General features: G+C 71.8%; 13 protein-coding genes. 3 read left to right on the forward strand and 10 right to left on the reverse strand.

The genetic code is table 11. The features are described 5' to 3' along the window. Window positions 1–30: 30 nt before the first annotated feature. From ABD327_RS00390 to ABD327_RS00400, 3 genes are read right to left on the reverse strand one after another with little or no spacing between them, the layout of a single operon-like run. A complete protein-coding gene (locus tag ABD327_RS00390) occupies window positions 31–1,023 on the reverse strand; it encodes a hypothetical protein (RefSeq protein ID WP_344448000.1) in 993 nt (330 codons plus the stop codon). A gap of 3 nt (window positions 1,024–1,026) precedes the next feature. Next, a complete protein-coding gene (locus tag ABD327_RS00395; RefSeq protein WP_344448001.1) occupies window positions 1,027–1,599 on the reverse strand; it encodes a PadR family transcriptional regulator in 573 nt (190 codons plus the stop codon). 46 nt (window positions 1,600–1,645) lie between these two features. Then, the gene (locus ABD327_RS00400) at window positions 1,646–2,581 is read right to left on the reverse strand and encodes a LysR family transcriptional regulator (RefSeq protein ID WP_344448002.1); all 936 of its coding nucleotides are present in this window, start codon (window positions 2,579–2,581) and stop codon (window positions 1,646–1,648) included. A gap of 133 nt (window positions 2,582–2,714) precedes the next feature. Here ABD327_RS00400 and ABD327_RS00405 point away from each other — a divergent pair, with 133 nt between their 5' ends. Continuing rightward, on the forward strand, window positions 2,715–3,983 hold the full coding sequence (locus ABD327_RS00405) for an MFS transporter (protein WP_344448003.1): 1,269 nt from the start codon (window positions 2,715–2,717) through the stop codon (window positions 3,981–3,983). 194 nt (window positions 3,984–4,177) lie between these two features. On the opposite strand, the gene ABD327_RS00410 is transcribed toward ABD327_RS00405, so the two are convergent. From ABD327_RS00410 to ABD327_RS00430, 5 genes are all read right to left on the reverse strand, one after another. Continuing rightward, a complete protein-coding gene (locus ABD327_RS00410) occupies window positions 4,178–5,077 on the reverse strand; it encodes an alpha/beta fold hydrolase (RefSeq protein WP_344448004.1) in 900 nt (299 codons plus the stop codon). Window positions 5,078–5,482: 405 nt separating this feature from the next. After that, window positions 5,483–6,457 carry a methylmalonyl Co-A mutase-associated GTPase MeaB gene (gene meaB, locus ABD327_RS00415; RefSeq protein WP_344448073.1) on the reverse strand — a complete coding sequence of 325 codons (975 nt, stop codon included), beginning with the start codon at window positions 6,455–6,457 and terminating at the stop codon, window positions 5,483–5,485. Further along, on the reverse strand, window positions 6,450–8,627 hold the full coding sequence (gene scpA, locus ABD327_RS00420; RefSeq protein WP_344448005.1) for a methylmalonyl-CoA mutase: 2,178 nt from the start codon (window positions 8,625–8,627) through the stop codon (window positions 6,450–6,452). The genes meaB and scpA overlap by 8 nt, the downstream gene beginning before the upstream one ends. Then, window positions 8,624–10,369: a methylmalonyl-CoA mutase family protein gene (locus tag ABD327_RS00425; protein WP_344448006.1), complete on the reverse strand. Its 1,746-nt coding sequence runs from the start codon at window positions 10,367–10,369 to the stop codon at window positions 8,624–8,626. The genes scpA and ABD327_RS00425 overlap by 4 nt, the downstream gene beginning before the upstream one ends. A 47-nt stretch (window positions 10,370–10,416) precedes the next feature. Continuing rightward, window positions 10,417–10,623, reverse strand: a complete 207-nt coding sequence (locus ABD327_RS00430) for an SCO4848 family membrane protein (protein WP_344448007.1) — start codon at window positions 10,621–10,623, stop codon at window positions 10,417–10,419. A 50-nt stretch (window positions 10,624–10,673) separates the two neighbouring features. On the opposite strand from ABD327_RS00430, the gene ABD327_RS00435 reads away from it, so the two are divergent. Next, a complete protein-coding gene (locus tag ABD327_RS00435; RefSeq protein ID WP_344448008.1) occupies window positions 10,674–11,774 on the forward strand; it encodes a D-alanyl-D-alanine carboxypeptidase family protein in 1,101 nt (366 codons plus the stop codon). A 39-nt stretch (window positions 11,775–11,813) separates the two neighbouring features. On the opposite strand, the gene ABD327_RS00440 is transcribed toward ABD327_RS00435, so the two are convergent. Beyond that, entirely contained in the window at window positions 11,814–12,224 is a 411-nt protein-coding gene (locus ABD327_RS00440; RefSeq protein WP_344448009.1) for a hypothetical protein, read from the reverse strand. Window positions 12,225–12,370: 146 nt separating this feature from the next. Further along, entirely contained in the window at window positions 12,371–13,675 is a 1,305-nt protein-coding gene (locus tag ABD327_RS00445; protein WP_344448010.1) for a polysaccharide biosynthesis protein, read from the reverse strand. Between the two features lie 76 nt (window positions 13,676–13,751). Here ABD327_RS00445 and ABD327_RS00450 point away from each other — a divergent pair, with 76 nt between their 5' ends. Continuing rightward, window positions 13,752–14,696, forward strand: coding sequence for a YihY/virulence factor BrkB family protein (locus tag ABD327_RS00450; RefSeq protein ID WP_344448011.1), 945 nt, complete (start codon window positions 13,752–13,754; stop codon window positions 14,694–14,696). Window positions 14,697–14,700 lie beyond the last annotated feature (4 nt).

Here is a 14,700-nt window from a genome sequence, read left to right on the forward strand (position 1 = left end):
TCCCTGTGATTCCGAAGAGGACGGAGTGGTTCAGGCACTCGACGCCGTTCGGACGGCGTCGCGGTAGAGGGCGAAGGCCGGCTTGGGGCGGTAGGCGTCGGTGACGAGGCCCAGCGTTCCGGCGGGGTCGGCGGAGGCGCTGTCGGCGTCCCGGAGGCTGAACAGTTCGTACTGGGTGATGTTCAGGGGCTCTCGGAGGTCGAGGATCGTGTCGAGCATGTCGGTCAGTGAGTCGCACTGGGCCCGCTCGGTGCGCGGTGTGCCGCTCGGGGTGCCGTTCTCCGCGATGTGGATCGGGGTGGCGGGCGGGATGCGGGCGCGGGGCAGTGAGTGCTCCCTCAGGTGGTGCAGGGCGTGGGCGGTGAGGGAGGCGACGTCTCCCGGTGTGCCGCGCGGGGCGACCGGGGAGAAGGCGTCGGGGTACAGGCCCAGGCCGACATAGTCGACGTGGTCGGCGAAGTCCTGTCGCGGTATGGCGGACAGGTGCCGCCAGAACTCGTCGTCGCCGCCCAGCCATTCCGCCGATTCCGCGACGGAGAAACCGACCCGTACGTCGTGCAGGCCCTTTGCGTCCAGTGCGGCGCGTGCGTGCGGGATGCCGAGGGTCAGGGCTTGCAGGACCCCGGGGGCGCTTCCGTCGATGAGCGGAATGGGGAAGTTGGGTTCAAGGGTCACCTGGAGGTAACGCGTCAGATGGCCGTAGCGGTCGATGACGGTGTCGAGGAAGGCCAGCCATCCGGGAATGTCGGCCTCCCGGGGGATGTAGCTCGCCACGAGGTCCAGTTCACGGCCTCCCTCGACGTACCACTCATCGGGCATCGTGAGGTGGGTGAGGTCGTGCTCGGCTCCGAGCGAGGCGACGACGTCCGGCGGCGTCGCCTCGCCGAAGAAGTGCACGTACTCGCGGATGACGAACGGGCGTCCGGCCGCGAGGTCGTCGATGAGGACGCCGATCGCGGCGGGGTCGGGCGGCGACGAGCAGGTGGTGCCCGCACGCCCGCCCGGATAGATGCCGAACTTCACGCTTCAGCCCTCCCCTGGTCCGGCCGGCGTGCCCGGCCAGTCGATGTCGTGTGATCGGATCCGCGAGGCCAGCGTCCTGACCCAGGCGGCCTCGGCGGTGACGATGGTGCGCCAGTAGGCCGCTTCGAGCATGTGCGCCTCCGCCACGCCGTCGGGCCGGTCCCGCAAGGCGGCCAGTTCTCCGTCGAGCCGGTCGGCGCGGGCCTCCAGAAGGGACGCGGCGTGGTCGGCCGGGAGGATCCCCGCGTAGGCGACGGCCATGACGAAGTCGGCGGAGGCGGCCTGCCCCTCATCCAGCCCCGCCTCGACCTTCCGCCGGAAATCGGCCCTACCGGCCTCGGTCAGCTCGTAGACCGTGCGCGGTGGCCGGTTGCCCACCCGTTCAGGCTGCTGCGAAGCGACCAGTCCGGCTCTTTCCAGCGATTTCAGCAGTGACGTGACCGTGCTGCGGGTGGCCGTCAGGTGCCCGTACCGCTCGCGCAGATGCGAAGCGAGTCCGTAGGCGTGTGACGGCCGCTCGACCAGAAGTCCGAGCAGCGGCAGCACAAGGCTGTTCCGTGAAGCGTCCAAAGGCACCGGCACAACATATAGACGTATACGCCTAATCGCAAGGCGAGTCCGTTCAGCGGGGAGTCACCCAGCCCGGCGACCAGGTCCCGGCGGCATCTTGGGCGGCCGTTGTGGCGGCGAGATAGGTGCGGAGGACGGTCAGCGCCGGGTGGGGGTTGTCGCGGTGCCAGAGCAGCGAGTGCGGGTAGACGGGCGTCGGGTCGGTCACCGGAATGCGGCGCAGTCCGTGGCCGGAGGGCCAGACGAGGCGCATGTGCTCGCCCATGAAGGTCGCCAGGGCCGGGGTGTCGGCGATGGTGTCGAGGAGCGCGTCGGAGCCGAAGTTGGGGCCGGTCACCTCGATGGCGAGGCCGAACTCGGCGACGAGGTCGTCGTAGTAGGCGGCCCACTCGGTACCGGGGGTTATGCCGGGCATCCAGATCCGGTGCCCGGCGAGCTGTGCGACGGTCACCGACCGGGCGCCCGCCAGCGCGTGGGCGGGACCGGTGAGGAGCTGGAGCGGCTCGTCGAGCACCCGGACGGACTCGATGTCCTCGGGAAGGGGCCGGCCGGGCACTTCGACGGCGCGGAAGGACGCGTCGATCGCACCGGACCGGATGGCGGCCACGGCCGTCTCGATGTCGAACAGCATCAGCACGTCGAGGTCGATCTCGGGGTGCGCGCGATAAAAACCGCGCATCAGGCCCGACGCCGCACTGCGCGAGGTGAGCACGTCGACGCGAAGCGGACGGTGCCCGGGGCGCACGGACGCGACCGCACGCTCGGCGACGCGCAGCAGTTCGCGCGCGTGGGGCAGGAACGCCTGCCCGTCGATGGTGAGCTCGGCGCCGCGCGGCGTGCGGGTGAACAGCCGCACGCCGAGGTCGCGCTCCAGCGCGGCGATGCGCTTGGAGACTGCCTGCTGAGTGACCTCCAGCTCGGCGGCGGCCTCCTGGAACTGCCCCGCGTCGGCGGCGGCGACGAAGGTCCGGACGGTTTCGAGATCCACGCTGACACCTTATGGACACAACCATTGGTTGTGACCATGCGGCCTCGCGGTTGTTTGACCCTTAGTCGCAGTGCTCGCTTTGATGCTTCCGATCGCGAATCGGTTGTACAAGCGAGTGGCGGGGATGGCGGGCATGAGGAGCGGGCGCTGGCGAGGACGTCTGCTCGGACCGCGCCTGGGGAGGCGGTTCGGGTGGCTCTGGGCGGCGTACGGGACCAGCGAGCTCGGCACGTGGCTCGCCTTCGGCGCGTTTCCGCTGATCGCCATCCAGACGCTGCACGCCGGACCGGCCGAGGTCGCCGCGCTCGCCTCCGCGGGGGTCGCGGTGGGCGCGGCCGTGGCGGTTCCGCTCGGCCCGTGGGTGGAGTTCCGCCGCAAGCGGCAGGTGCTGATGGCGATGGACCTGGCGCGGTGCGCGGCGCTGCTGACGATCCCCGCCGCGTTCGCGCTCGGCGTGCTCACCTTCCTTCAGCTCCTGCTGGTCTCGGTCGTCGTCGCGGCGGCCGACATCACCTTCCGCGCCGCCTCCGGCGCGTACCTGAAGACGCTGCTGCCGGCCGAGCACCTGCTCGTCGCGAACGTCCGGTTCGAGTCCACGGCCTGGACGGCCACGATCGTCGGACCGCCGCTGGGCGGCGCCGCCATCGGACTCCTCGGTCCGGTGGTGACGGTGGCAGCCGACGCGGTCAGCTACCTGCTCTCGGCCCTGGGCATCCGCGCGACAGGCGGGCACGAGCCGCGTCCCGAGCACCAAAAGACCGCGCGCATGCGGCCCGCGGACCTGCTTGACGGCTGGCGGTACATCCTCGCCGACGCGACGCTGCGTCCGCTGTTCTTCAACACCGCCCTGTTCAACGGCCTGGTGATGGCCACCTCGCCGCTGCTGGCCGTCCTGATGCTCGGCCGGCTCGGTTTCACCCCGTGGCAGTACGGCCTCGCCTTCGCCGCACCCGCGATCGGCGGCCTGCTCGGTTCACGCATGGCCCGACCGCTCGCCACCCGGTTCGGGCAGCACCGGATCCTCATCGTGTCCGGTTCACTGCGCGCGATCTGGCCCGTCGGCCTGGTCTTCCTGGGCCCCGGCACCGGAGGGCTACTGCTGGTGATCGGCGTAGAACTGGGCCTCATCTTCTGCTGCGGGGTCTTCAACCCCGTCTACGCCACCCACCGCCTCGAACGCACCCCGACCGACCGGATCGTCCGCACACTGTCCGCATGGTCGGTGACGACCAAGGCCACGACCGCACTCCTGACAGCCGTCTGGGGCGTGCTGGGCAGCCTGCTAGGCCCCCGCACGGCCATCGGCCTGGCCGGCGCGCTCCTCCTGGCGACCCCGCTACTACTCCTCCGGCGCGACCACACCCCACAGCACGAGCCGGAACCGACCCCTGGCCGCGCATGACACCACAACCCACCGCTGAAGCCCGCCCGTGTCCGCACCGGCCAGGCACCACCGAGCCGATCCCGCCCACGGCCGCCGTGGACCGCGATGCGGCCAGGAGTCGGACAGGCCTCACCGTCTGCGGTCGACCTGGCGTCCCGGATGCGGAATGGCTCGTAGCGGGTGATGCTCTGGGATTACCGGAGGGCGAGGATCTAATCGCCAGGCCCATCGAGGGCGAGCCCGTGGTCGTGCGGCGGCGCCGCGCTCTCGGCGGGTGCCAGGAAGTCCTTGATGCTGCGGCGGAGGCGGGCCGGGGCGTCGAGCCAGGGGAAGTGACCGGCGGCGGGGACGGTGTCGAGTCTCGCGTTGGGAAAGAGGGCGGCGATCTCGGCGGCGATCCGGGGCAGGGGGCCGCTGTCGAGTTCACCCGCCACGACCAGGACCGGGGCGTTGAGCGAGGCGATGGCCTCGCGGGTCGCGGAGGGGTCGAAGACGGCCGGGGAGGCGTAGAGGGCGGCGGCCTCCTCGTTGGTCTGCCCGGCTTCGGCGGCGGCGTGCGCTCGGGCCACGTCGTCCCACCGGCCGTAGAAGAACGGGGCCGCCGCGTCGAAGTCGGAGTCGTCCGCCGTTCCGCTCCAGAGGGCGTCGAACGCGGGCCGCGCCCGCGGGTACCAGGGTTCGGCGGTCCGGAGGCCGGCGGCTTCCAGCCGGTGGCCGGTGGTGAAGTCGACGCCCAGTGCCCTGCCTCGGGCCGTCAGCAGGACGAGGCTGCGGACCCGCTCCGGGTGGCGGGCCGTGTACAGGATCGCCAGGTCCCCGGCTGCGGAGTGCGCCAGCAGGTCGATCCGCTCCAGGCCCAGATGCAGGCGGAGCCCCTCGACGTCGTCGACCTGCCGGTCGCAGCGGTAGGTCGTGCGGTCGGCGGGGACCGCGGAGCCTCCGGTGCCCCGCAGGTCGAGCTTCACCAGGCGGCGGTGGGCCGCCAGGCCTCCCAGGTCACCGAGATAGGCCGACGCCCTCATCGGCCCGCCGGGCAGGCACACCAACGGCTCGCCCTCCCCTTCCAGGTGATAGGCGAGCCGGGTCCCGTCGGCGGAACTGAAACCACGCATACCGTGATCATGCCCGAAACCCATGGAGACGCCGTGGCCGGGCGGGTCAGAACTCGCGGGTCGGCAGAGCGCCTTCGAGAGGAGCGGGAATCGGCGGTTCCTCCCAAGGTCACCTCCAGCACCATCGCCACGCCGTCGGGCTTGCTGTGCCGGTCCCGGCCCGCGAACGCGCCTTTGGGAGCCGCGAACGCCGCACGCAGATCGTCGCGAACGGCAGGTGACTCGTCCGGCATCGCCGTCATCGAAGCCCACCTCGCGGTCTCGGCAGTGGTGGCACCTGGACTCAACCTACGTACTCGCGGTGGGCATGCCCGGAGAACGAGGCCGCCGCGACGACCAGGGACGTCTCGCGGCGTACCGCACCCGACCAGGGCCTGTGCGGCTCATACTCCTCGGCGGAGCGGGTCACTCGGCGGAGAAGGCCTCGAGGATCCGGTCGGCGGCGATCGACGGGGGGAGTTCGCCTTCGGCGACGCGGCGTTCCAGGTCGGGGGTGAGGGCCTGGACGGCGGGGCTGGTGCGGAGGGCGTGGAGGAGGCGGTCCTCGACCATGGCCCAGGTCCAGCGGATCTGCTGGGCGCGGCGGCGGCGGGCCAGCTCGCCGGACTCCTGGAGGGACTCCTGGTGGGCGACGATCTGGTCCCAGACCTCCGACAGGCCGGTGCCTTCCAGGGCGCTGCACGTCAGGACGGGGACGACGCGCTCGGAGCGGCCGCGCAGGAGGCGCAGGGCGCCCGCCAGTTCGCGGGCGGCCTTCTGGGCCTCCAGGGCGTGGTCGCCGTCGGCCTTGTTGACGGCGATGACGTCCGCGAGTTCCAGGACGCCCTTCTTGATGCCTTGGAGCTGGTCGCCGGTGCGGGCGATCGTCAGGAACAGGAAGGAGTCCGTCATCTCGGCGACCGTCGTCTCGGACTGGCCCACGCCGACGGTCTCCACGAGGATCACGTCGTAGCCCGCGGCCTCCATGACGACCATGGCCTCGCGGGTGGCCTTCGCGACGCCGCCCAGCGTCCCGGCCGTCGGGGACGGGCGGATGAACGCGTTCGGGTCGGCCGCCAGGCGGGCCATGCGGGTCTTGTCGCCCAGGATCGAGCCGCCCGTCCGGGTGGACGACGGGTCGACGGCCAGGACGGCGACCTTGTGGCCCCTGCCCGTCAGGTGGGAGCCGAGGGCGTCGATCGTCGTCGACTTGCCGACTCCGGGGACGCCGGTGATTCCCACGCGGCGGGCGTTCCCGGCGTGCGGGGTGAGCTCGGCCAGGACGGCCTGGGCGAGCTCCCGGTGGTCGGGGCGGGTGGACTCCACGAGCGTGATCGCGCGGGCGATCCAGGCTCGGGAGCCCTCCCGGACCCCTTCTACGTAATCCTTGACATCAGGCATGGCCAAGGCGGGCGGACAGCTCCTTCAGCAGGTCGACGGCGGCCTCGGCGAGGACCGTGCCGGGCGGGAAGATGGCCGAGGCCCCGGCGGCGCGCAGCTCGTCGAAGTCCTGCGGGGGGATGACCCCGCCGACGACGATCATGATGTCCTCGCGGCCCAGCTCGGCCAGCGCGGACTTCAGAGCCGGCACCAGGGTGAGGTGCCCCGCGGCCAGGGAGTTGACGCCGACGATGTGCACGTCGGCCTCGACCGCCTGGCGGGCGACCTCCTCCGGGGTCTGGAACAGCGGGCCGACGTCGACGTCGAAGCCGAGGTCGGCGAAGCCGGAGGCGATCACCTTCTGGCCCCGGTCGTGGCCGTCCTGGCCCATCTTCGCCACCAGGATGCGGGGGCGGCGGCCCTCGTCCTCGGCGAAGTCGTCGGTCGCCTTGCGGGCGTTCTCGATCGCGGACACGGCTCCGGCCTCCTCCCGGTACACACCTGAGATGGTACGGATCGTGGCGGAGTGCCGTCCGTAGACCTTCTCCAGCGCGTCGGAGATCTCCCCGACGGTCGCCTTGGCGCGGGCGGCGTCGATGGCGAGCTTGAGCAGGTTGTGCTCGAGGTCGCCGACCTGGTCGGCCCCGGCGGCGGCCGTCAGCGCGTCGAGCGCGCGGGAGACGGCCTGCGGGTCGCGCTCGGCGCGCAGCCGCTCCAGCTTGGCGATCTGCTGGGTCCGGACGGAGGCGTTGTCGACCTTGAGGACGTCGATCATCTCGTCCACGTCGGGACGGTACTTGTTGACGCCGATCACCGGCTGGCGGCCGGAGTCGATGCGGGCCTGGGTGCGGGCCGCGGCCTCCTCGATGCGGAGCTTGGGCAGCCCCTCGTCGATGGCCTTGGCCATGCCGCCGAACTTCTCGACCTCCTGGATGTGCTCCCAGGCGCGGGCGGCGAGGTCGTGGGTGAGCTTCTCCATGTAGTAGGAGCCGCCCCACGGGTCGATGGTGCGGGTGGTGCCGGACTCCTGCTGGAGCAGCAGCTGGGTGTTGCGGGCGATGCGGGCGGAGAAGTCCGTCGGCAGCGCGAGCGCCTCGTCGAGGGCGTTGGTGTGCAGCGACTGGGTGTGGCCCTGGGTCGCGGCCATCGCCTCGACGCAGGTGCGCGCCACGTTGTTGTAGACGTCCTGGGCGGTCAGCGACCAGCCGGACGTCTGGGAGTGGGTGCGCAGCGACAGCGACTTGTCGTTCTTGGGGTCGAACTGCTTGACCAGCTTGGCCCAGAGCAGACGCCCGGCCCGCAGCTTGGCGACCTCCATGAAGAAGTTCATGCCGATCGCCCAGAAGAACGACAGCCGGGGCGCGAAGGAGTCGACGTCCATGCCCGCGGCCCGGCCCGCCCGGATGTACTCCACGCCGTCGGCGAGGGTGTACGCCAGCTCCAGGTCGGCCGTGGCTCCGGCCTCCTGGATGTGGTAGCCCGAGATGGAGATCGAGTTGTACTTCGGCATCTTCTGCGAGGTGTAAGCGAAGATGTCGGAGATGATCCGCATCGAGGGCGTGGGCGGGTAGATGTAGGTGTTGCGGACCATGAACTCCTTGAGGATGTCGTTCTGGATGGTCCCGGCCAGCTGCTCCGGCGCCACCCCCTGCTCCTCGGCGGCCACCACGTAGAGGGCCAGGATCGGCAGAACGGCACCGTTCATGGTCATCGACACCGACATCTTGTCGAGGGGGATCCCGTCGAACAGCTGCCGCATGTCGTAGATCGAGTCGATCGCCACGCCCGCCATGCCGACGTCGCCGGCCACGCGCGGGTGGTCGGAGTCGTAGCCGCGGTGGGTGGCGAGGTCGAACGCGACCGACAGGCCCTTCTGGCCCGCCGCGAGGTTGCGGCGGTAGAAGGCGTTGGACTCCTCGGCGGTGGAGAACCCGGCGTACTGCCGGATCGTCCACGGCTGGGTCGCGTACATCGGCGCGTACGGGCCGCGCAGGAACGGCTTGATTCCGGGGAACGTGCCCAGGAAGTCGAGCCCGGACAGGTCCGAGGCGTCGTACAGCGGCTTGACGCCGATGCCTTCGGGCGTGTCCCATGCCGGACGGTCGCCGGCGGCCTCACGCCACTGCTTTTCGAGGACGTCCGGCGCTACGGGCTCGCCCAGCGGGACGTCGGAGAAGTCGGGGATGCTCATACCGTCACTCCCAGGTCCCGGAGAGTGCCTTCCAGGACTTCGATCGCGTTGCACCCGGCGAAGACGTTGCCGTCCACCCCGGCGTACTCGCCCTTACCGGCCAGCCACACCCTGACCGCACCGCGCTCCTTCAGCGTCTTGGCGGCGGTCTCCGCCTGCTCGGCGTAGAGCTTGTCGCTGGAGCAGACGACCGCCACGCCGCCGTCGAACTCCTCGGGCGCGCCGGTGACCGTCTCGATGCCGCCGGCCTGGAACAGGTTGGCGGCGAAGCTCGCCCGCGCCGTGTGCACGGCGACCGGGCCGAGGGTCGCCAGGAAGACCTTCGGCCGGACGGGCTGGGCGTCGGCCAGGTCGCGCAGGGCCTCGTAGTCCTGGGCGTAGGTGCGCTGAGGCAGGCCGCCGCTCAGCGGAGCCGGGGCCTCCTCGCGCTCGGGCAGCTTCTCGGCGAGGTTGGGGAACTCGCTGACGCCGGTCAGCGGGGCCTTGCGCCGGGCGAGGTCCTTGCGGCGCCTCTCCCAGGTGGCGGCGAGTTCGCGCTCGACCAGCCCGGACTCCAGCGCCGCGGCGAGGCCGCCGGCCTTCTCCAGGTCGGTGAACCACGTCCACGCGGCCTGGGCGAGCTGCTCGGTGAGCTGCTCGACGTACCAGGAGCCGCCGGCCGGGTCGACGACGCGGGCCAGGGAGGACTCCTCCAGCAGCAGCGTCTGGGTGTTGCGCGCGATCCGGCGCGAGAAGGCGTCGGGCAGGCCGATCCGGGCGTCGAACGGCTGGACGGTCACCGCGTCCGCGCCGCCGACTCCGGCGGCGAAGCACGCGACGGTCGTGCGCAGCATGTTCACCCACGGGTCGCGCCTGGTCATCATCGCGCTGGACGTCACCGCGTGGATCCGCGCCGTGGTGTCGGACGCCCCCGAGAGGGAGGCGACCCTGGCCCACAGGCGGCGCGCGGCGCGCAGTTTGGCGATGGTGAGGAACTGGTCGGCGTGCGCGGCGTAGCGGAACTCCAGCTGCGCGGCGGCCTGGTCGACGCTCAGGCCGGCCTCGGTCAGCTCCCGCAGGTAGACCACGGCCGCGGCGAGGACCGCGCCGAGCTCCTGGGCGTCCGAGCCGCCCGCGTCGTGGTAGACGGTGCCGTCGACCGCGAAGGTGCGGATGCCCGGGAACTCGGCGGCGACGCGCTGCGCCAGGTCGACCGGGGTCGGGGTGGTCACGCCGGTGCGGGCGGCCAGGCCCAGCGGGTCGGCGCCCAGGTTGCCCAGGGAGGCGGGGCCGGCCAGCGCGAGGAACGCCTCGGCGGCCTGCCGGGTCTGCGGTCCGGCGTCCAGGACGACCGGCGCCAGGTCGGTGTGCACTCCCCTGAGCGCCTCGCCCAGCCCCGAGACCGGGACGCCCGCGGCGCCGACGGCCAGCCACACCGAGGTGGCGCCGTTCTCCAGGTCGGCGAGGATCGCCTCCCTGGTCCGCTCCGGCAGCGGGTCCGCGTGCCGCTGCCTCACGTCCCACCTGGCCGGGTCGTCGTCACCGTCGCGCGGCGCGGTGGCGAACGGGCGGGAGGCGACCGCCTCTTCGGCGGTGTAGAGGGGTGCGATCGGGACCCCGTCGTAGGACCGCCTCGTGAGCAGGTCCTCGACGGCGTCGAGAGGGGTGTCTTCGGTGGCGGCTCCGGACTTGCGGAGTACGCCCTTCAATAGCTCCCGCCAACGCTCGCGCTCAGCTTGGGGGAAGGCAGCAGCCAACTCCATGTGAGGGATGGTAAGCGAGCCCTTGTCGGGGGCGTGCGACCGGGGTGTCAAGATGCCTTCTTCCAGGCCCCCCACCCGATCCTCGCGAGGATCACGGCGAAGACCACGTTCGCTGCGGCCAGGATGTAGTGGATCACGTAGAAAGCCGTCGCCCGCCTCGGTCCGCTGCCCAGGTTCTTGGCGAGCATGATCCATTCAAAGGCCGTGAACGCGGCCAGGGCCAGCAGGAACACGGCAGAACGTCGAGATGTCATCCTCGCAGGGTAGGCGGCGCCGGGATCCGGACGGTTAGGCTCTCGTGCTCATGGGAGCACCGCACAGAGCCGCCGCCGCGGCTGCCGCCGCCATGCTGACCGTCGCGCTCACCCCCGGCACCGCCGTGGCCGCGCCGGACACCCCGCTGAAGAAGCTCAAGGCGGGATCGTGGATCATCGCGGACGCCGACACCGGCGAGGTGCTGGCCGCGCGCAACCCGCACCGCAGATTCCTGCCCGCCAGCACCCAGAAGGTGCTCACCGCGGTCACCCTCATCCCCCGGCTGGGCGATCAGACCATGATCCAGCCGACCCGGGAGAGCGTGGAGCCCGAGGGCACCAAGGTCGGCATGACGCCGAAGCTGACCTACCCCTCCGGCGACCTGTTCCGGGCGCTGCTCATGGCCTCGGCGAACGACGCGGCCATGACCCTGACCCTGCCGCAGGGCGGGATGAAGCCGACCCTGGACCTGATGAACGCCGAGGCGAAGCGGATCGGCGCGGTGGACACGCTCGCGGGCTCCCCCAACGGCCTGGACGTCGACCTGGGGCTGAACGTCAAGACGCAGTACACGACCTCCTACGACCTGGCGCTGATCCTGCGCGAGGGGCTGAAGATGCCCGGGTTCGTCGAGTACGCGGCGACCGTCCACTCGACCTTCCCCGCGCTGCGTCCGGCGAAGGTCGACAAGAAGACCAAGAAGAAGACCCCGGCCAAGCGCTACAAGATGCCGATCTACTCCCACATCCGGATGCTGCCGGGCGAGTCCCGGGCCTACAAGGGGTTCATCGCCGGCAAGAACGGCTACACCAACGCGGCCCGTCAGACGTTCGTGGGCGCGGCCGAACGGAACGGGCGGCGGATCATCATCGCGCTGATGAAGGCCGAGAGCCTGTGGGACAACGCCGAGACGCTCTTCGACTGGGGTTTCGCCAACGCGGGGAAGGTGGAGCCGGTCGAGGCGCTGGCGCAGCCCGTCCCCTCGGCGTCGGAGAGCCCGTCCACGGCCGCGCGGCGCGAGTCGCAGAAGGGCGGCTCCGAGAAGGAGTCCGGTTCCAACGATCTGTTGCTGGGCGCGGTCGGCGGCGGCTTCATCCTCGCGGGCATGGCGGTGCTGCTGTTCCGGCGCAGGCCCGCCTCCACCGAATGAGCCCCGGCGTCCGCCGTCCGGGCCGTACGGCGGGCGCCGTCAGCGGCGCACCAGCAGCCGCACCTCGTTGTCGCCGGGCCTGTGGTCGGGGACGGTGGTGCGCACCTCCGCCCTTCCCCGGCCCCTGCCCCGGAGCCTGACCTCGAGGCTCTCGCCGGACGGCAGGTCGGGCCAGGAGCATCCCGTCGGGTCGCAGGAGGCGCGGAGGCGCCCCTTCAGGGGGCGCAGGTCGAGGGTGACCGGGCCGGTCCCGTGCGGGCCGCGGTTGTGGATGCGCACGGTGCGGCCGCTGACCGTCACGTGCACGTCCGCGACGGAAGGCGGTGCGGGCGTGCTCGGGGAGGCCTCCTTCGAGGGCTCCTGCGCGGTTCTGGACGCTCCGGAGCGCGCCGCCTCCCGGCGCGGGTCGGGCAGGGAGGCGACCAGCGCGCACACCGCGGCCGCCGCCACCGCACCGGCTCCGAACGGTATGAGCGCCTGCCTTTTCGTTTTCGGCGCCTTCGGCGGTTTAGTCACTTTAAGCACTCCCACGGATTCGCTGCGTCACGACGTTAGCGCGTCCGCGGGAGAGACGGCGCCCTTCTGGAGCCCCGCCTTCACTTCTCGCCATCGGTGAGATTCTCCCGGCGCGTCAGCAGCCGTGCCGCCAGCAGGACGGCCGCCGCCGCGCACGAGAGCGTCAGCGCCGCCTCCACCCGGGCCAGCGCGGGCAGCGGTACCAGGCACACCGCCGCGAAGACGCCGAAGGCCGCGCTCCAGCACAGCGCGTTGTCGCGGTGCCGCCGCAGCGCGACCAGCCCGGCCTGGAAGACCTGCGCCAGCATGTAGAGACCGGTCGCGGCGGCCAGCACCACCAGGTGGCCGCGGCCCAGGTCGAACCCGTCGCCGAAGGCCAGGCGCACCGCCACGGGCCCGAGGGCGGCGGCGGCCAGCACCCCGCCGAGCGCGACCGCGCCGGTCGCCGCCAGCACCCCGCGCAGCTTCGCCCGGAACGCCGCGTGATCACCGGCGGCCAGCGCCGCCGACAGTCCGGGCAGGAGAACGGCCTGCACGCCCTGGAACAGGAACAGCGGGATCCGGGCGATGACGAAGGCGGCGAGGAACCGTCCGGCGGTGCCGTCGCGTCCGGACAGGGGCTGGAGCACGACCAGCGCCGCGTTGGCCACCGCCTGGGCGGCCGTCCCGGCCAGCAGCAGCCAGCCGAGGTTGGCCGACAGCTCCGACCAGGAGGCGGGCGGCCCGGGGCGGAGCGCCCCGCGCAGCCCCGGCAGGGTCAGCGGCAGCGCCGCCAGCGGAGCCAGTGCCAGCAGCCACAGGTAGGGCCCGACGGTGTGGACTCCCAGCCCGAGCAGCACGGCGCAGACGGCCATGCGCACGACGCCCTCCACACCGAGCTGGGCCGAGTACCAGCCGAACCGCGTCGAGCCCGCGTAGATCCCGCGCGTCACGTACCCCGCCGCCATCACGGCCAGGGCCAGGGCGAGCACCCCCAGCGGGGTCCATCCGCCGGAGAACAGGCCCGAGGCCAGCAGGGGCGACAGCAGGAGCCCGGCCGCCAGCAGCAGGGCCAGGACCCCCGCGGAGGCCAGCGCGACCTTGCCGACCAGCGGGCCCGTGCCCGCGCCCCTGGCCGAGCGGGCCGCGAACGCCCGTCCCAGCTCCTGTTCGAACGGCAGGAACGCGCCGATCCCGAACGTGTAGACCAGGGTCCAGAGCGTGGAGAGCGAGGCGAAGGCGACCGGGCCGACCGCCCGGGCGGAGACGGCCAGGTAGACGCCGCCCGACAGTCCCAGCAGGACCAGGCCCGCGGCCATCGTCACGGCGCCCGTCCGCACCGTCTGGAGGGGGACCGGCACGACCGCGGGCGCCGTCACGGCGGACGCTCCGGAGGGCGTCGCCATGCCCCACCGCCCTTTCGTGTCCCGTCCGATTCCAGAACGTCACCGGGCGGCCCGGTCCGGCGGATACAGTCCACTGGTGACCCGGCTGACCGACCCGGTGGTGCAGCGTTTCGAGGCCATCCAGCAGAAGACCGCCACCAGGCTAAGGAGCCTACGCACGCAACGCCCTTGGTTCGACCATATTGTCCGAACCGTCCGCCGTTACGACGAGGAGAACGGCGAGCAGCTCGCCGCCGCCCTGACCTTCTACTCCTTCCTCGCCTTCTTCCCGATGATCGCCCTGGCGTACGCGCTCCTGGGCTACGTCGTGCACTTCAGCGAGACCTTCCGCGACTACCTGATCCAGTCCCTGGACGAGTACCTGCCCGGCCTCGCCTCCCAGCTGGGCGTCGAGCAGATCGCCCAGGCCAGGGTCGGCGCGAGCCTCATCGCCCTGATCGGCCTGAGCTGGGCCGGGCTGGGCTGGGCCGCCAACCTGCGCGAGTCGATCCGCGTCCTGTGGGGGCGCGCGCCGCGCAGCGCCGGCAACTTCTTCCTGCTGAAGCTGCGCGACCTGACCATCATCGCCTTCCTGGGCGTCATGCTGATCTGCTCGGTCGCCGCCACCACGATCGCCGTCCGCCTGACCAGCTTCACCCTGGAGCAGCTGAGCCTGACCGACTCCGTCTGGGCCTGGCTCAGCCTCCGCGTCGCCTCCCTGACGGTCGCCCTGCTGTTCAACACGGCGATCTTCCTGGTGGTGTTCACCCGCATGTCGGGCACCAACGCCCCGCACAAGCACGTCGTCAAGGGCGCCCTGGTCGCCGCCGTCGGCTTCGAGCTCCTCAAGACCGCGGGCGCCTACCTCTTCGGCTACGTCACCAGCAACCCGATCTACGCCTCGTTCGCCGTCCTCGTCGGCGTGCTCATCTGGATGAACCTGCTGGCACGGATGACCTTCCTGGTCGTCGCCTGGACCGCCACGCTCGGGCACGTCGAACGCACCGACACGCTGCTCAACCCCGACCCCGACGCGGCGTGAGCGC

The sequence above is a fragment of the Actinocorallia aurantiaca genome (assembly GCF_039533685.1).
GTDB classification, from domain to species: Bacteria; Actinomycetota; Actinomycetes; order Streptosporangiales; family Streptosporangiaceae; genus Actinocorallia; species Actinocorallia aurantiaca.